The organism is Xanthomonas sp. LF07-6 (assembly GCF_034105445.1).
Lineage (GTDB): Bacteria > Pseudomonadota > Gammaproteobacteria > Xanthomonadales > Xanthomonadaceae > Xanthomonas_A > Xanthomonas_A sontii.
This window is the reverse complement of sequence record NZ_JAXGGI010000013.1, coordinates 1-26,114: the sequence shown is the minus strand read 5'-3', so window position 1 is coordinate 26,114 and position 26,114 is coordinate 1. Positions and strand designations below refer to the sequence as shown.

Below are 26,114 nucleotides of genomic sequence, written 5' to 3'. Positions count from 1 at the left end.
ACTGCCGCGTGCGCTCAGCGCAGCTTGTGCATCCACTCCCGGCCCAGGTCGACCACCTGGTCCGAGGCCAATCCCAGGCTCAGCGCCACGGCGATGCTGCCCAGCCACGACAGCAGCATCAATCCGCCGTCCCGTTCCAGCAGCGCCAGCGCGAACAGCAACAGCATCGCGCCGAAGGCGTAGTTGGTGAACGGAATCGGCAGCGACAGCAGGATCCCCAGCACGATCAGCAGCAGCCCACTGAAGGCGCGCGCCGGCAGGGTATCGACCAGCATCGGCAGGCGCGGCTTGAGCAGTCGGTCCAGGCGCCGCAGCCACGGCGCGATGCGGCCGACGAAGCGCTGCATGGTGCGGCGGCGCGGCCCGCGCTCGCCGATGAAGCGCGGCAGCCACGGCTTGCGCAGGCCGATCAGCATCTGCAGGCCGATCAGCGTCACCAGCGGCCCGCTGATGCCGCCGGCCAGGCCCGGCACCGGCAGGAACGCCGGCAGGATCGCCACGAACAGGAACACGCCGAACGCGCTCTGCTGCAGGTCGGCGAGGATCAGCCGTAGCCGCAGGTGTTCGTCCGGGTCGCCGAGGACGAAGGTGTCGAGCAGGGTGCGGATGCCCTCGGCGCTGTAGCCGTGGTCGCCCTCGTGCGGCGCACCGCCGGGTGCGTCACCCGGTGATGTCATCGCTGTTCTCGTCCTGCAGCCTGCGCAGCAGCAGCTTGTCCACGCGCGCGCCGTCCAGGTCCACGATCTCGATGCGCCAGCCGGCCCAGTCGAAGAACTCGCCGGCGTGCGGGATGCGGCCGAAGTAGTAGATGCACAGGCCGGCCAGGGTGTTGTAGTCGCCTTCCTCGGCGCTGGGCAGCTCGGCGCCGCCCAGCAGTTCGCGCAGGTCCTCGATCGCCAGCGAGCCGTCGATCAGCAGCGAGCCGTCGGCGCGGGTCACCACCAGCGCGTCCTCGTCGGCGTTGTCGGCCGACTGCAGGCGCCCGACCACCGCGCCCATCAAGTCGCTGATCGTCACCAGGCCCTGGATCTCGCCGTACTCGTCCACCACCAGCGCCATCGATTGCTGCTCTTCGCGGAAGATCTCCAGCAGCTTCATCGCGTGGGTGGACTCGGACACGAACAAGGTGTCGCGCAGGCTCTGGAACAACTGGGTGGCGTCGCCGTCCATGCGCGTGACCAGCGATTTCACCTCCAGCACGCCGGCGATGTCCTGGTCGCTGCCGCGGTACACCGGGTAGCGCGAGAACTCGTGTTCGCGCATCACCTGCAGGTTGCGCTGCGGCTCGGCGTTGGCATCGAGCCAGGCGATGCGGTTGCGCGGGGTCATCAGGCTGTCGGCGGTGCGGTCGCCCAGGCGCATGACCCGGTTCATCATGTCGCGCTCGTGCGCGTCGATCACGCCGGCCTCGTGGCTCTCGGCCACCAGCATGCGGATTTCCTCTTCGGTCACCGAGGCCGACTCCTCTTTGCCCAGGCCGAGCAGGCGCAGCACCAGCCGGGTCGAGCGCGACAGCACCCAGACGAACGGCGCGGCGGCCTTGGCCAGCCAGCCCATGGGGATGGCGACGACGCCGGCGATGACCTCCGAACGGGTCAGGGCCAGGCGCTTGGGCACCAGTTCGCCGAAGATCAGCGTCAGGAAGGTGATCAGCACGATCGCCAGGGTCTTGCCGATCAGCGCCGACCACGGCTGCGGATCGCCGAACAGGGTGAAGTTGGCCGCCAGCGCCGGGAACAGCGCCTGCAGCTTGGCCGCGATCGCCACGCCCATGGCCTCGCCGCCGAAGGTACCGGTGAGGATGCCGATGGCGGTGATGCCGATCTGCACGGTGGACAGGAAGTGCTCGGGGTTCTCGGCCAGCGCCAGCGCCTTGGCCGCGCGCGTGCTGGACTGGGCCATCTGCTTCAGCCGGCTCTTGCGCGAGGTCATCAGCGACATCTCGGACATCGCGAAGAAACCGTTGAGCAGGATGAGGGCTGCAACGATCAACAGTTCAAGCATGCGCGCGCTCCTTGGCGCCAAGGAAAGCGGGGACATGGGCGCCATTGCGGCGCGGGGGAGGGGGTGTGGGGTGGTCGTCCATAGGGTGCGCCCGCGAAGGGCGCGGCGGCGATGGTAACAAACCCGGGCGGGGGCCGCGTCCACGCCGCGCCGACGTCGCCAGGGCCGGCCCGGGGCCGCGACTACCCGCAGGTGTCAGCAAACAGTCATAATTCCGCCCCAGTGCCGTCCTCCCCGCGACGGCGGGAAGCGCGTTGCATGTTTTCGTTGCAGACCATCTTCGGTTCCGGCAAGCAGTTCTACACCCTGCTCGACGAGGCGGCACAGGCCGCCTACGACAGCACCAAGGCCCTGCACGCGATGATGCGCGAGTCCGACCGGCAGCCGGCGCTGGACGGCTTCAAGCTGGCGCGCCTGCGCGAGCGCGCCGCGTCCGACAAGATCGGCCAGGCGCTGGTGGACAGCTTCATGACCCCGATCGAGCGCGAGGACATCGAGGCCCTGGGCTCGGCCCTGTACAAGATCCCCAAGCAGGTGGAGAAGTTCGCCGATCGCTATTCGCTGGCGATCCAGCACCTGGAGCACATCGATTTCGCGCCGCGCTCGGCGATGCTGGAGCAGGCCGCGGCGGTGGTCGTGGAGATGGTCCACGACCTGCGCCACATGAACCTGGACCGGATGAGCGCGCTCAACGACAAGCTGCGCTCGCTGGAGAACGAGGCCGACCGGCTGATGCTGGAGCTGTACCGCGACATCTACTCCGGGCGCCTGGACAACCTGCAGATGTTCCTGCTCAAGGAGTTCTTCGAAATCCTGGAGAAGGCCATCGACCGTTGCCGCGAGGCCGGCGTGGTGGTCTACCAGATCGTGCTGAAGAACTCCTGATGGACGCGCTGCGGAGTTGCTGCCTGCGCGGCCGTGGCGCCCTGCGCGCGCCGGCCGCCGCCGCCGCGTGCGTGGAGGCGCGCCGATGCTGACCCTGGTCCTGATCGTGATCCTGGCGGCGCTGGTGTTCGAGTTCATCAACGGCTTCCACGACACCGCCAATTCGATCGCCACGGTGGTCGCCACCAAGGTGCTCAGCCCCGGCTGGGCGGTGATGCTGGCCGCGGCGATGAACCTGGTCGGCGCGCTGACCGGCACCGCCGTGGCGATGACCATCGCCTCCGGCCTGCTCAACACCGACGTGATCGCGGTGACCCCGCAGGTGGTGCTGTGCGCGCTGCTCGGCGGCATCGTCTGGAACCTGATCACCTGGTGGAAGGGCCTGCCGTCCTCGTCCTCGCATGCGTTGATCGGCGGCCTGTGCGGCGCCGGCCTGGCCGCCGCGCACAACAACTGGGGCGCGCTGATCTGGTCGCAGAACCTCGGCGACTGGGCCAAGAACAAGGGCCTGCTGTGGAAGGTGTTCGTGCCGATGGTCACCTCGCCGATCGCCGGCTTCCTGCTCGGCATCGCGGTGATGCTGCTGCTGTGGGCGGCGATCGCCGGCCTGGCCAGGCTGGGCGGTCCGCTCGGGCGGCTGGCGCGGCCGCGCTGGGTCAATGCCTTCTTCGGCAAGGCGCAGATCGCCTCGGCCGCGTACATGGGCTATGCGCACGGCCACAACGACGCGCAGAAGACCATGGGCATCATCGCCATGACCCTGATCGGCGCGCAGAGCACCGGCGCCCTGGACGACCTGCCGTCGTGGCTGGCGTTCCTGCATCCCGACGCCAGCCAGGGGCAGGGCATCGCCACCTGGATCGTGCTGACCTGCGCGGTGGTGATGGCTGCCGGCACCGCCTCGGGCGGCTGGAAGATCATCAAGACCCTGGGCCACAAGATGGTCAAGCTGCATCCGATCCACGGCTTCGCCGCGGAGACCAGCTCGGCCACGATCCTGACCCTGGCCGCGCACTTCGGCATGCCGGTGTCCACCACCCACAGCATCTCCACCGCGATCATGGGAGTGGGCTTCGCCAAGAATCCGCGCTCGCTGCGCTTCGGCGTCATCGAACGCATCGTCTGGGCCTGGATCCTGACGATCCCGGCCGCTGCCGGCGTGGCGTATCTGATTTTCCGCGGATTCGCCTTGGCTGGGTGGGTGTGAGGAAGAGCCGGGAATCGGGAATAGGGAAACGGGAATCGTAAAAGCGTGGACGCCCCGCGCTTGGTGACGATGTTGCCGTCTTGATGCGCCCATGTTCCTCCTGCTGCAACGAGTGCCGCAGGCAATTGCATAGGTCTATCGCGAAACACCCCCGAACCGCGCAGATCGAGGAACTGTCTCGACTAATGGGGAACCGCTTTTGCGATTCCCCATTCCCAATTCCCCATTCCCATCAATTCGCCCGATACATCGCCATCACGTCCTGACGCAACGCGCGCTGGCTGTCGGCGCGGTTGTAGAACATGTGGCCGCCGGGGTAGTTCTTGACCTGCACGCGGGTCGGGTCGTTGCCCATCACCGGCATCTGGTCCACGGTCAGCACCGAGCCCATGAACGGGCACGACAGGTCGTTCCAGCCGTGCACGATCAGCACGCGCAGCTTCGGGTCGATCGCCACCGACTGGCGCAGTTGCGTCACCGAACCCTTGCGCAGTTCGTCGTCCCAGTCCCACAGCCGGTTCACGTCGTAGTTCAGCGCCTCGTAGCGGGCGTCGACCTTCCAGCCGACCACGCGGGTCACGAAATCGACCATCGCGGTGGTGGTGGGGGCGATGATGCTGTCCAGCAGCGGGTCGTTGGCGCGCTGCTCGGGGGCGTTGGGGAATGGGTCGAAGGCGGTGACGTTGGAGTCGTAGCGGCTGCCCAGTTCGCCCTTGTCGCGGAACACCTCGCGCAGGTAGGCCTGGGTCTCCAGGCGGCCGCCGGCGCGGCGCACGAAGGCCGGGTCCAGGCCGGTCATCGCGGTCACCTGCTGGATCATGCGGGTGGTGCCGGCCGGGTCGGAGCGGCCGCGCAGCAGCGCGGTGACGTAGTCGCCGCGGGTGTAGTCGATCACCTGGCGCATCGCTTCCGGGGTCAGCTTGCCCTCGCGTTCCAGGCGTGCGGCGGCGATCGACGGCAGGGTCAGCATCCACGGCAGCGGCGAGACGTCGCCGTTGTCGTCCAGGGTCGGGTTCAGATACGGCGAGACCAGGACCACGCCGTTCATCGCCACGCCGAGCTTGGTCTGCAGGTAGTGGGTGATGCGCGGGCCGCGGAAGCCGCCGTAGCTCTCGCCGACCAGGTACTTGCGCGACTGCAGGCGCTGGTTCTTCAGCAGCCAGTCGTAGATGGTGCGCGAGAGGTACTCGATGTCGGCCTGCGGGTTGTAGAACTGCTTCTTGGCCTGCTCGTCGGGGATACGCGAGCGGCTGAAGCCGGTACCGACCGGGTCGATGAACACCAGGTCGGTGAAGTCCAGCCAGGTGCCGGGGTTGTCGCGCAGCTGCGCCGGCGCCGAGGCGCTGTCGCCCTCGCTGCCGAACGCCACCACCTTCGGCCCGATCGCGCCCAGGTTGAGGTACACCGAGGCCGCGCCGGGGCCGCCGTTGAGCGCGAAGGTGACCGGACGGTCCTTGCCGTCCATGGTGTAGGCGGTATAGACCACGTCGGCGACGACCTTGCCCTGCTTGTCCTTCACCGGCAGCGTGCCGACCTTGACCGTGTAGCGCAGGGTGCGGCCGTCGAGCTGGGTGGATTGGCTGGTCTGCGCGTCGGCCGGCAGCGGCGCCGGTTCGGCGGCGGCGGGCTTGTCGCCCTTGTCGGCATTGCCCGCATCGGCATCGGCGGCCAGCGCCGCGGTCATCGGCATCGCCGCCAGCAGCACGGCCAGCAGCACGGAAGGGAAGGTCGGCACGGACGGTCGCTCGCAGGAAGGGAGCCGGCATGCTAGGCCGCGGCGTCGGCGCGGCGGATGTGCACAAAGCCATGGTCGGTGGCGGCGCGGCCTAGGGCGTGTCACCCATCCCCGAGTATGCCGCGTTGGGTCTGGCAGGCGCGTTGCCGGCGTTGCGTGGCGCAGCGCCTGACTGGCCGTCAGGTCAAGCCGCGCGGCGCCGGCAGCGCGCCTGCCAGGCCCAACCCGAAGGGCCGCGGTTGCGCGCGCCCGTGGCCGCGTCATCGCTCGGGCGTGGACGGACGTCCACTTCCTCGCTCTTCCTTGCCACAGGCACGCGCAATCGCGGCGCGGCATGCTCGGGGATGGGTGACACGCCCTAGTCATGCCGGTTCATCGGCGCTGGCTACAATCGCCGGTCCGTCCCGTGTCCGGTCCGTTGCGCATGCCCGTCCTTCGTTTTCGCCTGCCGCTAAGCCTGTTCCTGGCGGTGTTGCTGGCCGGCTGCGCCAGCGTGCCAGCGCCGCCGTCCGTGGCCGAGTCGCCGGCGGCGCACGATCCGCATGCCCACGATCGCCAGCGCCTGTGGCGGCTGTTGAGCACGCGCTGCCTGCCGCAGGCGCGCGCCGGCGCCGATCCGGCCCCTTGCAGCGAAGTGCATGCCGAGCCAGGCCAACGCTATGCCTTGATGAAGGACCTGCGCGGCGACTACCAGTACCTGCTGATTCCGACGGTGCCGGTGAGCGGGATCGAAGATCCGCGCGCGCGTGCCGCCGGCGCGCCGAACTGGCTGGGCCTGGCCTGGCAGGCGCGCACCCGGGTCGAGCGGCTGTTGAACCGGCCGCTGCCGCGCGAACTGACCAGCCTGACAATCAACCCGCCCTCGGCGCGTTCGCAGGACCAGTTGCATGTCCATATCGATTGCCTGGCGCCGCAGGTGCGCGACCAGTTGCAGGCGATGCAGGCGTCGATCGGCCCTACCTGGGCGCCGTTGCCGCAGCCGCTGCACGGTCACGCCTATCGGGCGATGCGCGTGGAGGGCGAAGAACTGGATGCGAATCCGCTGACGCTGCTGGCGCGCAGCCTGCCGCCGCAGCAGAGCATGGTGCACCAGACCCTGGCGGTGGTCGGCGCGGAGTTCGATGGCCGTCCCGGCTTCGTGGTGCTGGCCGCCACCGCGCTTCCCGGCGATGGGGTCGGTGCGGAGGAACTGCAGGATCACGACTGTACCGGCGTGGTGCCGGCGGCGCCTGCGCGTGGCTGAGGGCCCAGGCGGCGTCAATGTCGCGCAGGCAACTGACGGCATCCGCCGGTCGTGCGGCGCGCAGGCAGGGATGTTGTGGGAGGGACTTCAGTCCCGACGGCATGATGCCCCGGCATCTGCCTGCTTCGCGCGTCGCGACTGAGGTCGCTCCCGCACGATGCTTTCGGGAGCAGTCACAACCCGCTAGTGCAAACCCGACACGGCTCTCGCCGAGCCGGCCAGGGAAGCGGCATCTGCACCACCGCGCACGCGCTGACTGGAAGCGCCAGCGCGCGCACCCGGCCTCAGACCTCCAGCGACGCCAGGTCGCCCTTGGTCTCCAGCCACTGCTTGCGATCGCCGGCGCGCTTCTTGGCCAGCAGCATGTCCATCAGCGAGCGGGTCTGGTCGCCGTCGTCCACGGTCAGTTGCACCAGGCGCCGGGTGTCCGGGTGGATGGTGGATTCGCGCAGCTGCTGCGGATTCATCTCGCCCAGGCCCTTGAAGCGGGTGACGCTGACCTGGCCCTTGATCTTCTCGCGTTCGATCTTGTCCAGCAGCGAGCGCTTCTCTTCCTCGTCCAGCGCGTAGAACACCTGCTTGCCCACGTCCACGCGGAACAGCGGCGGCATCGCCACGAACACGTGGCCGGCGCGCACCAGGGCGGGGAAGTGGCGCAGGAACAGCGCGGTCAGCAGGGTCGCGATGTGCAGGCCGTCGGAGTCGGCGTCGGCCAGGATCACCACCTTGCCGTAGCGCAGGCCGTCGATCTCCTCCTTGCCGGGATCGCAGCCGATCGCGATCGCCAGGTTGTGCACTTCCTCCGAGGCCAGCACGCTGCCGGAGGCCACTTCCCAGGTGTTGAGGATCTTGCCGCGCAGCGGCAGGATCGCCTGGAAATCCTTGTCGCGGGCCTGCTTGGCGCTGCCGCCCGCCGAGTCGCCCTCGACCAGGAACAGTTCGGTGCGCGAGAGGTCCTGGCTGATGCAGTCGGCCAGCTTGCCCGGCAGCGCCGGACCCTGGGTGACCTTCTTGCGCACGATCTGCTTCTCGGTCTTCAGCCGCGCGCTGGCGCGGTCGATGGCGATCTGCGCGATGCGCGTGCCGGTCTCCACGTTCTGGTTCAGCCACAGGCTGAAGGCATCGTGCGCGGCGCCTTCGATGAAGCCGGCGGCCTGGCGCGAGGACAGGCGTTCCTTGGTCTGGCCGCTGAACTGCGGGTCGGTCATCTTCAGCGAGAGCACGAACGCCACGCGGTCCCACACGTCTTCCGGCGCCAGCTTCACGCCGCGCGGCAGCAGGTTGCGGAAATCGCAGAACTCGCGCAGCGCGTCGGTGAGGCCGCTGCGCAGGCCGTTGACGTGGGTGCCGTGCTGCGCGGTGGGGATCAGGTTGACGTAGCTTTCCTGCACCAGCTCGCCTTCCACCACCCAGGCCACCGCCCAGTCGACGATCTCGCGGTCCTTCTTCAGGCTGCCGACGAACAGCTCCGCCGGCAGCAGCTCGCGCTCGGCCAGCTCGCCGCGCAGGTAGTCGCGCAGGCCGTCCTCGAAGTACCAGGTGTCCTGCTCGCCGGTGGCCTCGTCGTGCAGCTTGACGGTCAGGCCGGGGCACAGCACCGCCTTGGCGCGCAGCAGGTGGCGCAGTGCGCGCACCGCGAACTTCGGCGTGTCGAAGTACTTCGGATCCGGCCAGAAGCGAAGCCGCGTGCCGGTGTTCTTCTTGCCGACGCTGCCGACGATCTCCAGCTTGGAGGCGGCGTGGCCGTCGGCGAAGGCCATGCGGTACTCGTTGCCTTCGCGCTTGATGAACAGTTCCACCCGATTGGACAGCGCATTGACCACGCTGACGCCGACGCCGTGCAGGCCGCCGCTGAAGGTGTAGTTGCGGTCGCTGAACTTGCCGCCGGCATGCAGCCGGGTGAGGATCAGTTCGACGCCGGAGATCTTCTCTTCCGGATGGATGTCCACCGGCATGCCGCGGCCGTCGTCGGACACCTCGCAACTGCCGTCCTTGTACAGCGTCACCTCGATGTGCCGGGCGTGGCCGGCCAGCGCCTCGTCGACGGCGTTGTCGATCACTTCCTGGGCCAGGTGGTTGGGGCGTGCGGTGTCGGTGTACATGCCGGGCCGGCGCTTGACCGGGTCCAGGCCAGAGAGAACTTCGATGTCGGCGGCGTTGTAGCGGGTATTCATGCGTCTCAGCAGGTGGCGCGAAGCAGATCCGGAAGTGTGCGGTCTGCGGCGGTTTTTTGCACGTCGCCGGTGTTCAGGGCGGGTGCGGGGGCTCCACGCTACGCTGGCCCTGGAAAAACCGCGACGTCGCCCACATCTTCGTCGCACGTCCCAAAGGAGTCCGCCATGAACGTTCGCAAGCTGTTGACCCTGGCCGCCCTGGTCGCCGCCGCGGTGGCCGTGCCGGTCGCGATGGCCCAGGCGCAGAGCGCCGATCCGGCCGCCTCCGGTGCCGCCGCCTATGAGGCGCAGGTCGCCAAGGAAAAGGCCGAGGCCGATGCCAAGGCCAAGCGCCGCGCCGCCGCGGCCGCCGAGCACAAGGCCGGCAAGGATGCGGCCGCGCCGAAGAAGGAAGAGGAAGAGGAAGCGCGCAAGCCCTGAGCCTGCGCACGGTTTCCTGCACACGACGCCCCGGTCGCCCGGGGCGTCGCTTTTTTGTGGGGCGGCTGTTGCGCAAAAGCGCTTGGGCAAATCCGCTTCACCCGTTAAACTATGGCTTTCCGGGAGGCCTTTGAGCCATGACCCCCCTGATCTTCGTTACCGGCGGCGTAGTGTCCTCGCTTGGCAAGGGCATCGCGGCCGCTTCGCTTGCGTCCATTCTCGAAGCACGTGGCCTGTCGGTCACGATGATGAAGCTGGACCCCTACATCAACGTCGACCCGGGCACGATGAGCCCGTTCCAGCACGGCGAGGTGTACGTCACCGACGACGGCGCCGAGACCGACCTGGACCTGGGGCACTACGAGCGCTTCGTGCGCACGCGCCTGTCGCGCAAGAATTCGGTCACCACCGGGCGCATCTACGAGAACGTGATCCGCAAGGAGCGCCGCGGCGACTACCTCGGCGCCACCGTGCAGGTGATTCCGCACATCACCGACGAGATCCGTCGCTGCGTGGATGAAGCCACCGCCGGCTACGACGTGGCCCTGGTCGAGATCGGCGGCACCGTCGGCGACATCGAGTCGCTGCCGTTCCTGGAGGCGATCCGTCAGGTGCGCACCGAGCGCGGCGCCGAGAAGGCCATGTTCATGCACCTCACCCTGGTGCCGTACATCGCCGCGGCCGGCGAACTGAAGACCAAGCCGACCCAGCATTCGGTCAAGGAACTGCGCTCGATCGGCATCCAGCCGGACGTGCTGCTGTGCCGCTCGGAGCAGGCGATCCCGGATTCGGAGCGGCGCAAGATCGCGCTGTTCACCAACGTCTCCGAGCGCGCGGTGATCAGCGCCGCCGACATCGACGTGCTCTATGGCATGCCGCTGGAGTTGCACCGGCAGGGCCTGGACGAGATCGTCATCGACCAGTTCAAGCTGCGCGACAAGGTCGGCGCGGCCAACCTGTCGGAGTGGGAAGCCGTGGTCGACGCGATCAAGCATCCGCTCGACGAGGTCACCATCGCCGTGGTCGGCAAGTACGTCGACCATCAGGACGCGTACAAGTCGGTCGGCGAGGCGCTCAAGCACGGCGGCCTGCGCCAGCGCACCAAGGTCAACCTGAAGTGGCTGGAAGCGCAGGACCTGGAAGGCAGCGACATGGCGGCCCTGGCCGACGTGGACGGCATCCTGGTGCCGGGCGGCTTCGGCGACCGCGGTTTCGAAGGCAAGGTGCTGACCTCGCGCTACGCCCGCCAACACGGCGTGCCGTACTTCGGCATCTGCTACGGCATGCAGGCTGCGGTGGTCGACTATGCGCGGCATGTCGCCGGGCTGGACGCGGCCAACAGCACCGAGAACGACCGGCAGTCGCCGTACCCGGTGATCGGCCTGATCACCGAATGGCGCACCGCCACTGGCGATGTCGAGAAGCGCGACGAGAAGTCCGATCTCGGCGGCACCATGCGCCTGGGCCTGCAGGAGCAGCGGCTCAAGCCGGGCACGCTGGCGCGCGAGCTGTACGGCAAGGACGTGGTGGCCGAGCGCCATCGCCACCGTTACGAGTTCAACAACCGCTATCGCACCCAGCTCGAGGACGCCGGCCTGGTGATTGCCGCCAAGTCGATGGACGACACCCTGGTGGAGATGGTGGAGTTGCCGCGCGAGACGCATCCGTGGTTCCTGGCCTGCCAGGCGCACCCGGAATTCCTGTCCACGCCGCGCGACGGCCACCCGTTGTTCATCGGCTTCGTGCGCGCCGCGCGCGAGCGCAAGGCCGGCGGCAAGCTGCTCAAGGAAGCCAGGGCGTGACTGCGACCGGGCGCAGCAGCGAGAGCAGGGTCGCGCGCTGGTTCTTTGCGGCGGCTGTGCTGGTGTTTCCTGCGGCCTTGCTGGTCTATTTCTCCTGGCGCAGCAGCACCGGCTTGGCCGATAGCTATGGGATGGGGCTGATGTATTGCCTGATCGCGGCGGTGGGGCTATCTGCGCCGCTGGCGCTGATCGGCGCACTCATCTGGGCTGCCGGCAGGTTCGGCGGCGGCTCCGTCCCTGCGCCCCTCCCGCGCCCCTCTGAACCTCCGGAAGGTAATCAATGAAGCTCTGTGGATTCGACGTCGGCCTGGACCGGCCGCTGTTCCTGATCGCCGGCCCGTGCGTGATCGAGTCGATGCAACTGCAGCTCGACGTGGCCGGCAGGCTCAAGGAGATCACCGGCCGGCTGGGCATCAACTTCATCTTCAAGTCCAGCTTCGACAAGGCCAACCGCACCTCCGGCACCAGCTTCCGCGGCCCCGGCCTGGAAGAAGGGCTGAAGGTGCTGGAGGCGGTGAAGACCCAGATCGGTGTGCCGGTGCTGACCGACGTGCACGAATACACGCCGATGCATGAGGTGGCTGCGGTGGTGGACGTACTGCAGACCCCGGCGTTCCTGGTGCGGCAGACCGATTTCATCAAGAACGTGTGCGCCGCCGGCAAGCCGGTCAACATCAAGAAGGGCCAGTTCCTGTCGCCGTGGGACATGAAGCCGGTGGTGGAGAAGGCCAAGTCCACCGGCAACGAGCAGATCATGGTCTGCGAGCGCGGCGCCAGCTTCGGCTACAACAACCTGGTCAGCGACATGCGCTCGCTGAGCGTGATGCGCGAGACCGGCTGCCCGGTGGTGTTCGACGCCACCCACTCGGTGCAGTTGCCGGGCGGGCAGGGCGGCAGTTCCGGCGGCCAGCGCGAGTTCGTGCCGGTGCTGGCGCGCGCGGCGGTGGCCGTGGGCGTGGCCGGCGTGTTCGCCGAGACCCATCCGGACCCGTCCAAGGCACTGTCCGACGGCCCCAATGCGTGGCCGCTGGATCAGATGGAAGCGTTGCTGGAAACGCTGATGGAACTGGACGCGGTGACCAAGAAACACGGGTTCTCGCGCTTCGCGTGAGGCGCGCGCCGCCGCCGCTGCGGCTGTGCCGATCCTGGCCGGGTGCGGGCTGCAGGGTGTTCGTCGCCTTCTCGGAGCCGCGGCGATGACCGCACCCGAGCGGGCCGGCGCCTGGCCTTGGGGGCTGTGTGCCTTGTTGTTGTCGTTGCTGGCGTGGGCGGCGCTGGTCGTGGCGCTGTTCGCCTTCTCCAGTGGGATTGGCACGCCCAGCCACGGCGATCATTTCCTGGCCATGCTGTTCTGGATGGTGATCGCCCTGCTGGTAGTGGCAGTGGCTGCGGTGGGCGCGACGATCGCCGCCGCGCTGAGTTGGACGCAGCGCCGCGGCCGCCTCCTGGCCGGCATCGCCGGCGGCCTGCTGCTGGCGATGCTGGTCTTGATCCTGCTCTTCCTCAGCGGAATCCCGCTGGGCCTGATGGGCGCCGGCTGAGGCGGCATTTGGCAAGGAACCGGCGGCCGGGGATAATCAGCCGGCATTCGTTTCCGCCCCCTCTTCCTACAGGTAACCGGCCCGCCCATGAGTACGATCCGCAGCATCCACGCCCGTGAAATCCTCGACAGCCGCGGCAATCCCACGCTGGAAGCCGATGTCATCCTGGAGGACGGTTCGTTCGGTCGTGCCGCGGTGCCTTCGGGCGCGTCCACCGGCACCAAGGAAGCGGTCGAGCTGCGCGACGGCGACAAGACCCGCTACCTGGGCAAGGGCGTGCGCAAGGCGGTGGAGAACGTCAACACCACCATCGCCGGCGCGCTGAAGGGCTTCGACGCCGCCGACCAGCAGGGCCTGGACCGCCGCCTGATCGACCTGGACGGCACCGAGAACAAGGGCCGCCTGGGCGCCAACGCGCTGCTCGGCGTCTCGCTGGCCAACGCGCATGCCATTGCCGCCTCGCGCAAGCAGCCGCTGTGGCAGTCGCTGGCCGCGGGCAACACCGCCAACCTGGCGCTGCCGGTGCCGATGATGAACATCATCAACGGCGGCGCGCATGCCGACAACAACGTCGATTTCCAGGAATTCATGGTGCTCCCGGTCGGCGCCGCCTCGTTCTCCGAGGCGCTGCGCGCCGGCACCGAGATCTTCCACGCGCTGAAGTCGGTGTTGAAGGGCCACGGCCTGTCCACCGCGGTCGGCGACGAGGGCGGCTTCGCCCCGGACTTCCGCAGCAACGTGGAAGCGCTGGACACCATCCTGGAAGCGATCGGCAAGGCCGGCTACACCGCTGGCGAGGACGTGCTGCTGGGCCTGGACGTGGCCTCCAGCGAGTTCTACGACAACGGCAAGTACCACCTGGTGGGCGAGGGCAAGCGCCTGACCAGCGAGCAGTTCGTCGACTTCCTCGCCGACTGGGCCGCGCAGTATCCGATCGTCAGCATCGAGGACGGCCTGGCCGAGGACGACTGGGCCGGCTGGAAGCTGCTCACCGACCGCATCGGCAGCAAGGTGCAACTGGTCGGCGACGACCTGTTCGTGACCAACCCGAAGATCTTCAAGCAGGGCATCGAGTCCGGCACCGCCAACGCGATCCTGATCAAGGTCAACCAGATCGGCACCCTGACCGAGACCCTGGAAGCCATTGCCATGGCCGACAAGGCCGGCTATGCGGCGATCGTCTCGCACCGTTCCGGCGAGACCGAGGACACCACCATCGCCGACATCGCCGTGGCCACCACCGCCACCCAGATCAAGACCGGCTCGCTGTGCCGCAGCGATCGCGTGGCCAAGTACAACCAGCTGCTGCGCATCGAGGAAGCGCTCGGCAGCGCCGCGCGCTACGCCGGGCGCGACGCGTTCGTCTCGCTCAAGCGATAAGCCGTGCGCAACTGGCGCTGGCTGCTGCTGGTGCTGGCGGGACTGCTGGCGTGGCTGCAGTACCGTTTCTGGCTCGGCCCGGGCAATTCCGGCGAAGTGCTGGTGCTCGAAAGTCAGGTCGAGCACCAGAAGCGCGACAACGAAGGACTGCAGCAACGCAACGCCGCGCTCGCCGCCGAGGTCAAGGACCTCAAGGACGGCGAGGCGGCGATCGAGGAGCGCGCGCGTAGCGAACTGGGCATGATCAAACCGGGCGAAAAGTTCTACCGCGTGGTCGAGAACGCGCCGGTGTCGACCGCGCCGGCCGGTACGGCAGCCGGCGCGCAGCCGGCGCCTGTGACGCCGGCGCCGGGCGAGCAGCCCTGATGGCCACCGTCTGGGCCGTGGTCCCGGCGGCTGGCCGCGGCACCCGTTTCGGCGGCGCCACGCCCAAGCAGTACCTGCAGGCGGGCGGGCGCCCGTTGCTGGCGCATGCCTTGGAAGCGCTGCTGGCGCATCCGGCGGTGGCCGGGGCGATGGTGGCGCTTGGCGTGGACGATGCACAGTGGCCGGGTTGGACCGAACTGGCTGGCAAGCCGGTCCTGACCTGCCTGGGCGCCGGCAGCCGTGCCGGCTCGGTGCTGGCCGCGTTGCATGCCTTGCCGGAGTCGGTGAAGGCGGACGACTTCGTGCTGGTGCACGATGCGGCGCGGCCGAACCTGGCGCTGGCCGACCTGGACCGGCTGCTGGAGGCGGGGCGCGGCGATCCGGTCGGCGCGATCCTGGCCGCGCCGGTGCGCGACACGCTCAAGCGCGCTGGCGACGACGGCGGCATCGATGGCACCGAACCGCGCGAGCGCCTGTGGCGCGCGCTGACCCCGCAACTGTTCCGGCGCATGCAACTGAGCCGGGCCCTGGAACAGGCCGCCGCGGCCGGCGTCGAGGTCACCGACGACGCGATGGCGATGGAGTTGCTGGGGCTGCGGCCGCTGTTGGTCGAGGGCGCCGAAGACAATTTCAAGGTCACCACACCGGCCGACCTGGCGCGTTTCGAGTTCGAACTGTTCCAGCGCGCGCGGCAGTCGTGATGCGCCTGGCGTCGGATGCGGCCGCCGTGGCGCGGCGCGTGCTCCGTCCTTTTTCATTTTTCGTGGGATGTCTCCATGCCAATGTCTGAACTTCCCCGCATCCGCATCGGCCAGGGCTACGACGTCCACGCCTTCGGCGAGGGCGACCACATCATGCTCGGCGGCGTGCGCGTGGCGCATGAGCGCGGCGTACTCGCCCACAGCGACGGCGACGTGGCGATCCACGCCCTGTGCGACGCCTTGCTCGGCGCGCTGGCGCTGGGCGACATCGGCCAGCATTTCCCCCCGTCCGATCCGCGCTGGAAGGGCGCCGACAGTGCGCAGTTTCTCGATCACTGCGTCGGCCTGCTGCACGCGCGCGGCTGGCGCCTGGGCAATGCCGACATCACCGTGATCTGCGAACGGCCCAAGGTCGGCCCGCATGCGCAGGCGATGCGCGAGCGCCTTGCGGCACTGTTGCAGGTCGAACTGGACTGCGTGAGCGTCAAGGCCACCACCAGCGAGAAGCTCGGCTTCACCGGCCGTGGCGAAGGCATCGCGGCGCAGGCCGTGGCCCTGCTGGTGGCGCTGTGAGCGAGTTGCCGCGTGCGTTCGGCGCCGCGCCGTTGCAGGCGCGCATGCGCAGCACCGCCGAGGATTTCCAGGTCGACGAGCTGCCCGCGTTCGCGCCCAGCGGCGAGGGCGAGCACCTGCTGCTGACCGTGCGCAAGCGCGGCATGAACACCGCCTTCGCCGCGCGCCGCCTGGCGCAGTGGGCCGGGGTGGCGGAACTGGCGATCGGCTACGCCGGCATGAAGGACCGCCATGCGGTCACCACCCAGCGCTTCTCGGTGCATCTGCCCAAGCGTGTGGCGCCGGCGCTGGACAGCCTGCAGGACGCCGATCTGCAAGTGCTGGAAGCGCACTGGCACAACCGCAAGCTGCCGCGTGGCGCGCTGGCCGGCAACGGCTTCGTGCTGGTGTTGCGCGAGGTGCGCGGCGAGCGCGGCGCGATCGAGGCGCGGCTGGCGCAGATCGCCGCGCGCGGCATTCCCAACTGGTTCGGCGAACAGCGCTTCGGCCGCGATGGCGGCAACGTCGGCGCCGCGCTGGCGATGTTCGGCGGCCGCCGCGTGCGCCGCGAGCAGCGCTCGCTGCTGCTGTCGGCGGCCCGTTCGGAGCTGTTCAACCGGGTGCTGGCCGCCCGCGTGGCTGCCGGCAACTGGGACAGCGCGCTGGACGGCGAAGTGTGGATGCTCGACGGCAGCCGCAGCGTGTTCGGTCCGGAGCCGTGGTCGGAGGCGCTGGCCGAGCGCTTGCAGCGCTTCGACATCCATCCGTCCGCGCCGCTGTGGGGCGCCGGCGAGCTGCGCAGCGCCGAGGCGGCGCGTGCGCTGGAACTGGCGGTGCTGGACGAGGCGGTCGCGCAGCGTCTGCGCGACGGCCTGGAGCGCGAGGGCCTGAAGCAGGAGCGGCGGGCGACCCGCCTGCGCGTGGCCGACCTGCAATGGCGCTGGCTGGACGGGCAGGACGACGCGCTGGAACTGCGCTTCGCATTGCCGCCGGGCAGCTACGCCACGGCACTGCTGCACGAACTCGGCCAGGTCGAAGAGGCGCCGCAGGCCTCCACCGAGGCCTGAGCGCGGCCGACGCCTGCCGCGTCGGTCGCGACGACGCGCGCTAGAACCGATAGGTGCCGGTCAGCAGCAGGCTGCGGCCGTCCGGCAGCGGCACGAAGGTTTCGTCGAACTCGTCGGCGTACAGTCGCCGATCGAAGACGTTGCGCATACCCACGGTCACGCCCCAGGTTTCGGTGCGATAGGACACGTTCGCGTCCACGCTGGCCTGCCCGGGAATCCTGAAATAGCCGCCGGCCAGGCGGCGGCCGAGGGTGTGATCGCGCGCCAGGATGCCGCCGGCCACGCCCCAGCCGCTCCAGCGGCTATCCTGGAACTGGTAGCTGCTCCACAGGGTGAAACGGGTGCGCGGCACGCCGAGGGTCGGCGTACCGTCGCGCCGGCCGATGCGGGCCAGCGCCAGGCTGCTGCTCAGTTCCAGGCCGGGGGCGAGGGCGCCGACGAAGTCGAGATCCAGCCCGTGGTTGCTCTGGCTGTCGATCGGTCTGGCGAAGTACGACGGATGCGCCAGCACCAGGTCGAAGCTGCGGTCGACGGTGATCTGGTAGTAGGCGGCGCTGAGCCGCGCCCGGTGCTCGAACAGATCGATCTTCGCCCCCACCTCCACTTGCCGCGACAACGCGGGCGGCAATGGCCGGCCGTTCTTGCCGAGCACGGCGCTCGGCGCAAAGCCGTTCATGGTGCTGGCGTACAGCGACGCCTCCGGGGTCAGCTTGTAGACCACGCCGACGTTGGGCACCCAGCGGCGCCGGCGCAACTGGCGCAGTTTGCCCTTGGCGTCGTAGCTGGAAATCTCGTACGCCGAGCGGCGCAGCGCCAGCAGCACGTCCCAGCGTTCGCCCATGCTGATCTGGTCCTGCAGCAGGATGCCGCTCCGGCTCGACCATGGGCTGCCGGGGTAATGCAGAATCCCGCGCCGCGAATGCGGCCAGTGCACCGGACCCAGCCGCTCGTCGCCGAACACGTCGTAGCGGTTGCGGTGCATGCGGATGAAGTAATCGCTGCTGCCCAGCCGCGCGCGCGTGTAATCCAGGCCCAGGGTCACGGTCTGCCGCAGCGGCCCGGCGCCGAAGCTGCCGACCAGGTCGTTCTGGATGGTGTAGTACGCCGTCGTATTGCGGTACGCCTCGGCATAGGCGCGCACGGCGCCCTTCGGCGAAGGCGACAGCATGCCCCAGTTGCGCGCGTCGATCGCCTGGGTCACGTACTGGCCGCGGCTGCGCAGTTGCCAGCGGTCGCTGAGCCGCTGATCGAACAGGTAATAGGCGCGCTGGGTGCGGTAGGCGGTGTGGTCCTGTGCGTTGCCCAGCCGCAAGCTCCTGGGCGTCATCGCCGACACGCGGTTGCGCAGCAGCAGGGCATGGTCGGCGGCCGGCTGCCGATCGGTCACGCGCTGCACGCCGAGCACCAGGCGGTTGTCGTCTCCCTGCCAGGCGATGGACGGCGCCAGGTAGGCGGCATTGCGCGGGCCGTAGCCTTGCGCTGTGGAATCGGCATGCTGGCCGGAGACGACGAGCCGATAGCTCAGCGGCGTGGCGCCGATCGGTCCGGTCGCATCGAGCCCGGCCTGCACGTCGCCGCGCTCGCCGAGGACGTAGCTCAGTTCGCGCTTCGGTGTGCGCGGCGGTTGCTTGGTGACGACGTTGATCAGTCCGCTCATGTCGCCGCCGTTGCTGTCGCCGAGGATCGATTCCGGGCCCTTGAGCACTTCGACCCGCTCCACGCCGATCATCGGCGGGTAGCTGCCGAGGCCGACGAAGCTGTTCGGCATCCCGTCGGTCATGCCGTTGCCGGTGTAGATGCCGCGGATCTTGAACAGCGGCGCGCGCAACGGATTTTCGATCTGCTGCACGCTGGCCACGTTGCGCAGGGCGTCGGCGACGGTGCGCACCTGTTGCGAGGCCAGCAGATGCGGGGCGACCACATTCACCGACTGCGGCACGGCGATGGAATCGGCGGCGTAACGCAGCGCGTCGCTGGCATAGGCTGGCACGTCGCCCATGGCGTGATCGGTCAGCGCCGCGGCGTCGACCTGTTCCAGCAGCTTGGCTGGCGCGCCGGCGCGGTGCGCATCGGCGGCATCCGCAGGATCGACCGGCGCCGTGGCGGCGGGGGTGACCGCCACCGTGTTCGCATCGAGCATGCGGTACGCGAGCCCACTCGATTGCAGCAGGCGCTGCAGCGCCGCGTCCGGGGTGAACATGCCTTGCAGCCCGTCGCTGCGCATCCCGGCCAGGGTCGGGCTGGCGGTCAGCACCTGCACGTTGGCCTGCTTGCCGTACGCGATCAGCGCCGTGGACAGCGCCTGCGGGGGGATCGAGAACCCGATCTGCCGTGCGTCGGGTGCGAGTGGCACGGCGAGGGCAGTGGGGCAGGGTGCGAGCTGCAATGCCAGGCTGCCGCAAATGATCAGTCGCCTCAGCCCACGCACTGCCCGTCGCCCCCCAGCGGAAGCGCGAATTATGCCACGCGCGGTGATGCCGACGCGGGCCGCCGCCGCCCCTAAGCCCGGGCGGCGCGCGGTATCGCCTAACGGCGGCTCAGCACGATCTCGTCCTTGCCTTGGCGCACCCGCAGCGGGAACACCTGCGGCAAGGCCTCGATCCACTGCGCGGTCGCCTGGGTGTCGACGGTTCCGGTGAAGCTCAGTCGTCCAAGCTCCGGGTCGTCCAGGCGCAGTGGCCGGTCGCTGTAGCGGTTGACCCGCGCGATCACCGTGTCCAGTGGCGTATCGACGAACTCCAGCCGGTGATCGCGCCAGGCGGTGGCCTGCGCCACGTCGATCTGGCTGACCTGCAGCGCGGGCTTGGCCGGATCGTAGGACACGCGCTGTCCGGCCACCGCTTCCAGCCCGCCGCTGCCGTCGGCCGGCACCTGGCCGGCGCCGTAGATGCGGACCCGGCCTTCGGTGACCGCGACTTCGACGCGTTCGCCGTCGCGGCTGACGTCGAAGGCGGTGCCCAAGTCCAGGATCGACACGCCGCCGGCGTCGACCACGAACGGGCGCCCGGCGTGATGCGCCACGTCGAAGAAGGCCTCGCCGGCGATCAGCTCCACGTGGCGCTGCGCGGCGCTGAAGCTGGTGCTCAACTTCGATGCACCGCCGAGCGCGATTTTCGAGCCGTCCGCCAGCACGATGTCCTGGTGGCGGCTGGTCGCGCTGCTGTAGACCTGGGTGAGCGGCGGCGGGTGCAGCTGCCGCCAGGCCAGGGCGCCGCCGAGCGCCAGCACGCCCACGCAGGCCGCTACCTGCAGCGGCCGCCAGCGCGAACGCGGCGGCGCGAACCTGCGCACCACCTCGTCCCGCGCTGCCGCATCGAGCGTCGCCAGGTCGCCGCCGAGCGCATTGATGCGTTCGAACGCCTGCAGGTGCCGCGGGTCGGCCTCCGTCCAGTCCAGCCAGCGCGCCACGGTGTCCTCGTTGCTGTCGGGTTCGCGCAGCAGGGCCCACCAGCGCGCGGCGTCGTCGAGGATGTGTTGGTCGATGCCGCTGTCCATTACGGGATCTCCGCTTCGTCGAAGCGTTTGCGGCAATGCGCGAGCGCGTTGGCCACATGGTAGCGGACCATCCGTTCGCTCACGTTCATCGCCTTGGCGATCATGCCGAAGTCCTTGCCTTCGATCACGTGCAGCACGAAGGCGCGGCTGGTCTTTGCGGGAAGTTCCTTCAACGCCCGGGTCAACGCGCGCAGCTGCTCGCTGGCCGTGGCGTGCCGCTCCGGAACCGGCGGGAGCGGCAGATCGTGTTCCGGCAGCTCCACTGCGGCGTTTTCGCGGACCTTGCGCATGCGCAGCCGGTCCACCGCCAGGTTCGAGGCGACATGGAACAGGTAGGCGCGCGGCGATGCCAGCGCGTCGGGACGCTCAAGCGTCACGATGCGCATGTACGCCTCCTGCGCCACGTCCTGCGCGTCCGCCATCGAGCCGAGCTTGCAGTGCAGGAACGCGAGCAGGGCGCGGTGATGTTCCTTGAACAGCGCGTCGACCTGGTGCGCAGGCGCCTGCTCCGGCGACGGCGCGCCCTCGGTGTGCTCGGCCCGGCTCACGACTGCTGATGCTCCTGGAGGGAAGCGGCCGCGGCAGTATAGCCAGGCTCACTGGCCGCCACGCGACGCAGCACCGCAAGCGGCCGGCAGCGCCGCGGCCAGCAAGCCTTCCGCATGCGTCCGCAACGCCTCGCGGCGGCGAAACGCCGCGCGGTGCTGGCTGGGTACGTCGGCTGCGGTCTTGCGTGCCGGGGTCAGCGGCAGCGCGAACCAGCCATCGACGATGGGCGTACCGCCCTGCTCGATCCAGAACGCGTCGTAGTCGGACAGGAACACGTCTCGCTTGCGCTGCAGCGGATGCGCGCCATTGCAGACGGCGCGGATCGCGTGCGCGCCGAGGCGCTCGGCGAAGGTGCAGGCCAGGGACAGCATCAGTTGCTTGGGCCGCAGCCCGTGCATCTGCTTGGTCAGCGCGCGCACCACGTCGCGGGCGTCGGCACCCTTGGGGCCCTGCAGGCAACCGATCAGTACCGTCGGATGGGCGTCGTCGCCGGTCACGGTCAGCACCAGGCGATACAGTTCGCGTCCCGCCGCGTCGCTGAGCTGCAACCAGAGCTCGCCTTCGCAGCTCATCGGCGCCGGCGGCAGCAGCGACAGCGTCAGCAGGCTGCCATCGTGCAGCGGCAGCGTCCCCAGGTCCGCCTGGCCTTGCCGGTAGATGGCGTCGAACAACGCGGCCGGCAGGCGCTCGAGCATCAGGCGATAGTGCTGCCGGAGGTGACGCAGCCGCGCCTTGCTACTCCAGCGGGTGTTCACGAAACGATGCAGGTGGCGCTCGAGCAGGCGCGGATCGCGCTCGGCGTAGCCACGCATGCGCGGATCGCGGCGCACTGCGTCGAGGAACCGCCCGTGCTCGGTCGGCATGCTCAACGCGCGCAGCAGGTACTTGGCCGCCTTGATCCCGCGCTGCAGGCGGTTGCCGTGCCAGTCGGTACGCCCCTGGAACGAGCTCAGGAACAGCGGCCACCAGCGAACCGGGGCGGCGCTGCCGCTCGGCCGGGGCGGCGGCGCCGGCCGGGCCGGGCGCGCCGACTCGAACGCTGCGGCGCTCGCGGAAACGTCCACCAGATCAGTGGGTTGCAGGAAGAATTCGGTGGTCGCTTCGGTCACGTTCGGCTCGCAGAGGGACGGTGCTCTCTGACAAGACGTTTCAAGAAGCGAAAATTGAAATGGGTCCGCACGCGCGGTGCTCGGCCGCATCCGCGGCGTCCCGGCCTGGCCGGATCTGCGTCGGGCAGGCGACGGGGGGCGTGCGACGGGCGTTCCCGTTCACGCCGGTCGCGGTGAAGCCGCTCTTGCACGCGAATGACAGATCAGTGGACGAATGCCGGATTCGGCGGCGCCACGATCCGGCACCCTCCACCTCGGCCATGCACAGGTTCCCGATGGGGCCCGCGAGCCGCGGTGCCCGCAGCAGTTGCGGCGCCGCTCAGCGCCGCGCCAGCAGCACCAGCATCGCGCCGGTGCCGCCTTGCGCGGTCGGCGCCGAATGGAAGGCCAGCACGTCGTTGCGCTGGCGCAGCAGGCGGTCCACCAGGTTCTTCAGCAGCGGCACGCCGCCCGATTGCAGGCCCTTGCCGTGCACGATCCGAACGCAGCCGAACTCGTGCGCGTGCGCCTCGGCCAGGAACTGGCGCAGCAGCGTCTCGGCCTGCGCCGCGGTGGCACCGTGCAGGTCCAGTTCGTCCTGGGCCGAGAACTGCCCCTTGCGCAGGCGCTGGAACACCCGCGCCGGCAGATGCTCGCGGCGGTAGCTGGCCACGTCGCCGGCTTCCAGTGGCGTGCTCTGGCGCAGCAATTGCTGGAACTCTCCCTGCGCCTCGGCGTCGTCGCGTTCGGCCATGCGCGCGCGCGGCTTGGGGCGCGGCTTGGCATTGGCCGGCGGCGTCGCGTTGAGCGGGGCCACCTTGCCGATGGCCGCGCGGAACAGCGCGGCGGGATCTTCGTCGTCGGAATGCGCCATGCGCACAGCTTAGAGCGTGCGGCGCGGTTTGAGGTGAGCGCGGCGTTGCCGGCAGCGTCTGGCGTGCGGACCACTGCGCTGCGGTCGCACGGCGCGAGGCCACTCCAGTGCGCGGCGCGATGGCCGTCACCGCGGTCGTCGTCGCGCTGTCAGCGACCTGGCAGGGCGCATCCGGTATCATGCCCCCGGTTTTCGAGGAGCACCATGCGCGTATTAGTGAGCAACGACGACGGCGTCGACGCCCCCGGCATCCGCATGCTGGCCGAGCAGTTGCGCGGCGCCGGCCACGAGGTGACGGTGGTCGCGCCCGACCGCGACCGGTCCGGCGCCAGCAATTCGCTGACCCTGGATCTGCCGATCCGGCTCAAGCGCATCGACCACTACACCTGCAGCGTCGCCGGCACGCCCACCGACTGCGTGCATCTGGCGCTCACCGGCATGCTGGAGTTCGACCCGGACATCGTGGTCTCCGGCATCAACAATTCCGCCAATCTCGGCGACGACGTGATCTATTCCGGTACCGTCTCGGCGGCGATGGAAGGCCGCTTCCTCGGCCTGCCCGCGGTGGCGGTGTCGCTGGTCAGCCACAACCACGACCCCAGGCATTTCCAGACCGCCGCACGCGCCGCAGTGGAGATCGTGGCCCAGCTCAAGGCCGATCCGCTGCCGGCCGACACCATCCTCAACGTCAACGTGCCCGACCTGCCGTGGCAGGAGATCAAGGGCTTCGAGGTCACCCGGCTCGGCAACCGCCACCGCTCCGAACCATGCCTGCCGCAGACCGACCCGCGCGGCGGCACCGTGTACTGGATCGGCCCGGCCGGGCGCGAGCAGGACGCCGGTCCCGGTACCGACTTCCACGCGGTACGCACCGGCTTCATCTCGATCACCCCGATCCAGGTCGATCTGACCCGCTACCAGGCACTGGAAAAAGTCGCCAGCTGGGTCGGCGGCCTGACCGCTGCGCTGGGCCGCCCGGCATGACCCCGCGGTTGCGCCTGCAGCCGGAAGCGATCGGCATCGGCATGACCTCGCAGCGCGTGCGCGACCGCCTGGTCGAGCGCCTGCGCGAGGCCGGCATCCGCGACGAGAGCGTGCTCAACGCGGTGCGCACCGTGCCGCGGCATCTGTTCATCGACGAGGCGCTGGCCTCGCGCGCCTACGAGGACACCGCGCTGCCGATCGGCCACGGCCAGACCATCTCGCAACCGTGGGTGGTGGCACGCATGACCGAGACGGTGCTGGAAGCGGCGCCGAAGAGGGTGCTGGAAGTCGGTACCGGCTCCGGCTACCAGGCGGCCATCCTGGCCGCGCTGGGCCTGGAAGTGCATACCGTCGAGCGCATCGGCGATCTGCTGCGGCAGGCGCGCAAGCGCTTCCGCCAGCTCGGCATGAACGTGCGCAGCAAGCACGACGACGGCCGCATCGGCTGGCCCGAGCATGGCCCGTTCGATGCGATCGTGGTCACGGCGGCGGCGCCGGCGCTGGTCGACGCACTGATCGAACAACTGGCCCCGGGCGGCTGCCTGGTGGCGCCGGTCGGTGGTCCGTCCGCGCAATCGCTGATCCGCCTGCGCCGCGCCGCCGACGGCCAGATCGAACAAGACGTCCTGGCGCCGGTGACCTTCGTCCCGTTGCTGTCGGGCATGCTGGATTGACTTCCCGGAGCCGCACTGGATGAAGATTTTCGGGCCGTTGTACGAACGCGCCATCGGCTGGTCGCGGCATCGCCGCGCGCCGGCCCTGCTGACCGGTCTCAGTTTCGCCGAGGCCATCGTGTTCCCGGTGCCGCCGGAGGTGATGCTGGCGCCGATGTCGCTGGCACAGCCGCGGCGCGCGCTGTGGTTCGCCACGTTGAGCCTGCTCGGCTCCCTGGCTGGCGCGGTGATCGGTTACCTGCTCGGCCATTTCGCCTTCGCCGCGGTGCAGCCGCTGATCGAATGGCTGGGCTGGACGCAGAAGATCGACGCCCAGGTCAGCCATCTGCGCGAGGTCATCGCCGAGTCGCCGTGGCGCGCGTTCTGGCTGTTGGTGCTGGCCGGTTTCACCCCGATCCCGCTGAAGATATTCACCTGGGCCTCAGGCATCGTCGGGGTGCCGCTGCTACCGTTCCTGGCGAGCATGCTGGTGGGGCGCGGCAAGCGCGTGTACCTGGTGGCCGGGGCGATCCGCCTCGGCGGGCCGCGTGCGGAAGCCGCGTTGCGCCGCTGGATCGAGCCGCTCGGCTGGGTCGCCTCGGCGATCCTGGCGCTGCTGGTGGTGTGGGTCATATGGAGAGCGAAGGTCGGATGAGCGTGGATCGGGTGGTGCGGAACGGCCTGCGTTGCGGCCTGGGGGTGCTGGTGGCGGTGGCGCTCGGCGCCTGCAGCAGCGCCACGGTGGTGCGCACGCCGGGCGGCGCGCCGGTGCGCGGCACCGCTGCTGCCTCGGCGCCTCGCGTGTCCGTGCCCAAGCCCGGAGTCAGCGCCACCGTTCGGCGCGGCGACACGCTGTACGCGATCGCCCGCGCCAACAACATCACCCCGCAGGACCTGGCCGGCTGGAACGGCCTGCAGCCGCCGTACACCATCTATCCGGGGCAGTCGCTGAAGCTGTATCCGCCGGGTGGGGCAGTCGCCGCGCGGCCGGGTAGCGGCCCGGTGACGCCGCCGCCGGCCTCCGGCGCCGCCGCTCGGCCGCCGTCCGTTCCGGTGCCGGCGCCGGTCAGCAGCGGTTTCCCCTGGCGCTGGCCGGCCGATGGCGTGGTGGTCAGCCGCTTCGTCGGCGGCGAGGCGACCAAGCAGGGCATCGACATCGGCGGCAGCAACGGCGAGGCCGTGCGCGCCGCGGCGGACGGCGTGGTGGTCTATTCCGGCGCCGGCCTGGTCGGCTATGGCGAACTGATCATCGTCAAGCACAACGAACAGTGGCTGTCGGCCTACGGCCACAACCGCAAGCGCCTGGTCAACGAGGGCCAGAACGTCAAGGCCGGCCAGCAGATCGCCGAAATGGGCCACAGTGGCGCGGCGCGCGACATGCTGCACTTCGAGAT

General features: G+C 69.5%; 26 protein-coding genes. 17 read left to right on the top strand and 9 right to left on the bottom strand.

Annotation, left to right across the window (positions count from 1 at the left end):
* Nucleotides 1-14 precede the first annotated feature (14 nt).
* Nucleotides 15-677: an exopolysaccharide biosynthesis protein gene (locus tag SLW56_RS16865; protein WP_152238038.1), complete on the bottom strand. Its 663-nt coding sequence runs from the start codon at nt 675-677 to the stop codon at nt 15-17.
* Nucleotides 661-2,004 carry a hemolysin family protein gene (locus tag SLW56_RS16860; RefSeq protein WP_152238037.1) on the bottom strand — a complete coding sequence of 448 codons (1,344 nt, stop codon included), beginning with the start codon at nt 2,002-2,004 and terminating at the stop codon, nt 661-663. The genes SLW56_RS16865 and SLW56_RS16860 overlap by 17 nt, the downstream gene beginning before the upstream one ends.
* Nucleotides 2,005-2,262: 258 nt before the next feature.
* Between SLW56_RS16860 and SLW56_RS16855 the strand changes: the two genes are divergently transcribed.
* Both SLW56_RS16855 and SLW56_RS16850 read left to right on the top strand, forming a co-directional pair.
* Nucleotides 2,263-2,889 carry a DUF47 family protein gene (locus SLW56_RS16855; protein WP_017911076.1) on the top strand — a complete coding sequence of 209 codons (627 nt, stop codon included), beginning with the start codon at nt 2,263-2,265 and terminating at the stop codon, nt 2,887-2,889.
* 85 nt (nt 2,890-2,974) lie between these two features.
* Nucleotides 2,975-4,096: an inorganic phosphate transporter gene (locus SLW56_RS16850; protein WP_267093980.1), complete on the top strand. Its 1,122-nt coding sequence runs from the start codon at nt 2,975-2,977 to the stop codon at nt 4,094-4,096.
* Nucleotides 4,097-4,328: 232 nt separating this feature from the next.
* Here the strand turns inward: SLW56_RS16850 and SLW56_RS16845 are convergent, their stop codons facing one another.
* The gene (locus SLW56_RS16845) at nt 4,329-5,780 is read right to left on the bottom strand and encodes a S10 family peptidase (protein ID WP_320695229.1); all 1,452 of its coding nucleotides are present in this window, start codon (nt 5,778-5,780) and stop codon (nt 4,329-4,331) included.
* Nucleotides 5,781-6,255: 475 nt separating this feature from the next.
* Between SLW56_RS16845 and SLW56_RS16840 the strand changes: the two genes are divergently transcribed.
* Entirely contained in the window at nt 6,256-7,074 is an 819-nt protein-coding gene (locus SLW56_RS16840; protein ID WP_295911460.1) for a CDP-diacylglycerol diphosphatase, read from the top strand.
* Between the two features lie 284 nt (nt 7,075-7,358).
* Here SLW56_RS16840 and parE read toward each other — a convergent pair whose 3' ends face one another.
* Nucleotides 7,359-9,248 carry a DNA topoisomerase IV subunit B gene (gene parE, locus SLW56_RS16835; RefSeq protein ID WP_017911072.1) on the bottom strand — a complete coding sequence of 630 codons (1,890 nt, stop codon included), beginning with the start codon at nt 9,246-9,248 and terminating at the stop codon, nt 7,359-7,361.
* Between the two features lie 165 nt (nt 9,249-9,413).
* Here parE and SLW56_RS16830 point away from each other — a divergent pair, with 165 nt between their 5' ends.
* The 10 genes from SLW56_RS16830 (at nt 9,414) to truD (ending at nt 17,077) form a co-directional block, all read left to right on the top strand.
* On the top strand, nt 9,414-9,668 hold the full coding sequence (locus tag SLW56_RS16830; protein WP_010343426.1) for a hypothetical protein: 255 nt from the start codon (nt 9,414-9,416) through the stop codon (nt 9,666-9,668).
* A 137-nt stretch (nt 9,669-9,805) separates the two neighbouring features.
* Nucleotides 9,806-11,470 carry a CTP synthase gene (locus tag SLW56_RS16825; RefSeq protein WP_017912623.1) on the top strand — a complete coding sequence of 555 codons (1,665 nt, stop codon included), beginning with the start codon at nt 9,806-9,808 and terminating at the stop codon, nt 11,468-11,470.
* On the top strand, nt 11,467-11,754 hold the full coding sequence (locus tag SLW56_RS16820; RefSeq protein ID WP_152236370.1) for a hypothetical protein: 288 nt from the start codon (nt 11,467-11,469) through the stop codon (nt 11,752-11,754). The genes SLW56_RS16825 and SLW56_RS16820 overlap by 4 nt, the downstream gene beginning before the upstream one ends.
* A complete protein-coding gene (kdsA, locus tag SLW56_RS16815; RefSeq protein ID WP_017911068.1) occupies nt 11,751-12,581 on the top strand; it encodes a 3-deoxy-8-phosphooctulonate synthase in 831 nt (276 codons plus the stop codon). Before SLW56_RS16820 ends, kdsA begins: the two co-directional genes overlap by 4 nt.
* Before the next feature lie 85 nt (nt 12,582-12,666).
* Nucleotides 12,667-13,011, top strand: coding sequence for a hypothetical protein (locus SLW56_RS16810; RefSeq protein ID WP_026143441.1), 345 nt, complete (start codon nt 12,667-12,669; stop codon nt 13,009-13,011).
* Between the two features lie 87 nt (nt 13,012-13,098).
* Nucleotides 13,099-14,391, top strand: a complete 1,293-nt coding sequence (gene eno / locus SLW56_RS16805) for a phosphopyruvate hydratase (protein ID WP_267094716.1) — start codon at nt 13,099-13,101, stop codon at nt 14,389-14,391.
* Between the two features lie 3 nt (nt 14,392-14,394).
* Nucleotides 14,395-14,757: a cell division protein FtsB gene (gene ftsB, locus SLW56_RS16800; RefSeq protein ID WP_043095785.1), complete on the top strand. Its 363-nt coding sequence runs from the start codon at nt 14,395-14,397 to the stop codon at nt 14,755-14,757.
* Complete coding sequence (gene ispD / locus SLW56_RS16795) at nt 14,754-15,458, top strand: 2-C-methyl-D-erythritol 4-phosphate cytidylyltransferase (RefSeq protein ID WP_193313949.1); 705 nt, start codon at nt 14,754-14,756, stop codon at nt 15,456-15,458. The genes ftsB and ispD overlap by 4 nt, the downstream gene beginning before the upstream one ends.
* An 81-nt stretch (nt 15,459-15,539) precedes the next feature.
* Complete coding sequence (ispF, locus tag SLW56_RS16790) at nt 15,540-16,031, top strand: 2-C-methyl-D-erythritol 2,4-cyclodiphosphate synthase (RefSeq protein WP_148828199.1); 492 nt, start codon at nt 15,540-15,542, stop codon at nt 16,029-16,031.
* The gene (gene truD, locus SLW56_RS16785) at nt 16,028-17,077 is read left to right on the top strand and encodes a tRNA pseudouridine(13) synthase TruD (RefSeq protein ID WP_150409696.1); all 1,050 of its coding nucleotides are present in this window, start codon (nt 16,028-16,030) and stop codon (nt 17,075-17,077) included. The genes ispF and truD overlap by 4 nt, the downstream gene beginning before the upstream one ends.
* A 40-nt stretch (nt 17,078-17,117) precedes the next feature.
* Here the strand turns inward: truD and SLW56_RS16780 are convergent, their stop codons facing one another.
* From SLW56_RS16780 to SLW56_RS16760, 5 genes are all read right to left on the bottom strand, one after another.
* On the bottom strand, nt 17,118-19,430 hold the full coding sequence (locus SLW56_RS16780) for a TonB-dependent receptor (protein ID WP_320695203.1): 2,313 nt from the start codon (nt 19,428-19,430) through the stop codon (nt 17,118-17,120).
* 173 nt (nt 19,431-19,603) lie between these two features.
* Nucleotides 19,604-20,572 carry a FecR domain-containing protein gene (locus tag SLW56_RS16775; protein WP_267103494.1) on the bottom strand — a complete coding sequence of 323 codons (969 nt, stop codon included), beginning with the start codon at nt 20,570-20,572 and terminating at the stop codon, nt 19,604-19,606.
* Nucleotides 20,572-21,120 carry an RNA polymerase sigma factor gene (locus SLW56_RS16770; RefSeq protein WP_017911058.1) on the bottom strand — a complete coding sequence of 183 codons (549 nt, stop codon included), beginning with the start codon at nt 21,118-21,120 and terminating at the stop codon, nt 20,572-20,574. The genes SLW56_RS16775 and SLW56_RS16770 overlap by 1 nt, the downstream gene beginning before the upstream one ends.
* Before the next feature lie 48 nt (nt 21,121-21,168).
* Entirely contained in the window at nt 21,169-22,230 is a 1,062-nt protein-coding gene (locus SLW56_RS16765) for a DUF535 family protein (protein ID WP_320695202.1), read from the bottom strand.
* A gap of 319 nt (nt 22,231-22,549) precedes the next feature.
* Nucleotides 22,550-23,083, bottom strand: a complete 534-nt coding sequence (locus SLW56_RS16760) for a Smr/MutS family protein (RefSeq protein ID WP_017911056.1) — start codon at nt 23,081-23,083, stop codon at nt 22,550-22,552.
* Nucleotides 23,084-23,287: 204 nt separating this feature from the next.
* Between SLW56_RS16760 and surE the strand changes: the two genes are divergently transcribed.
* The 4 genes from surE to SLW56_RS16740 all read left to right on the top strand — a co-directional run.
* Nucleotides 23,288-24,067, top strand: coding sequence for a 5'/3'-nucleotidase SurE (gene surE, locus SLW56_RS16755; RefSeq protein WP_043091456.1), 780 nt, complete (start codon nt 23,288-23,290; stop codon nt 24,065-24,067).
* Nucleotides 24,064-24,741 (top strand): protein-L-isoaspartate(D-aspartate) O-methyltransferase, encoded by a 678-nt coding sequence (locus SLW56_RS16750; RefSeq protein ID WP_017914224.1) that lies wholly within the window; start codon nt 24,064-24,066, stop codon nt 24,739-24,741. The genes surE and SLW56_RS16750 overlap by 4 nt, the downstream gene beginning before the upstream one ends.
* Nucleotides 24,742-24,760: 19 nt before the next feature.
* Nucleotides 24,761-25,375, top strand: a complete 615-nt coding sequence (locus SLW56_RS16745) for a YqaA family protein (RefSeq protein ID WP_295909501.1) — start codon at nt 24,761-24,763, stop codon at nt 25,373-25,375.
* Nucleotides 25,372-26,114, top strand: a 743-nt coding sequence (locus SLW56_RS16740; protein ID WP_320695201.1) for a peptidoglycan DD-metalloendopeptidase family protein, incomplete at its 3' end; no start/stop codon positions are given. The genes SLW56_RS16745 and SLW56_RS16740, both read left to right, overlap by 4 nt.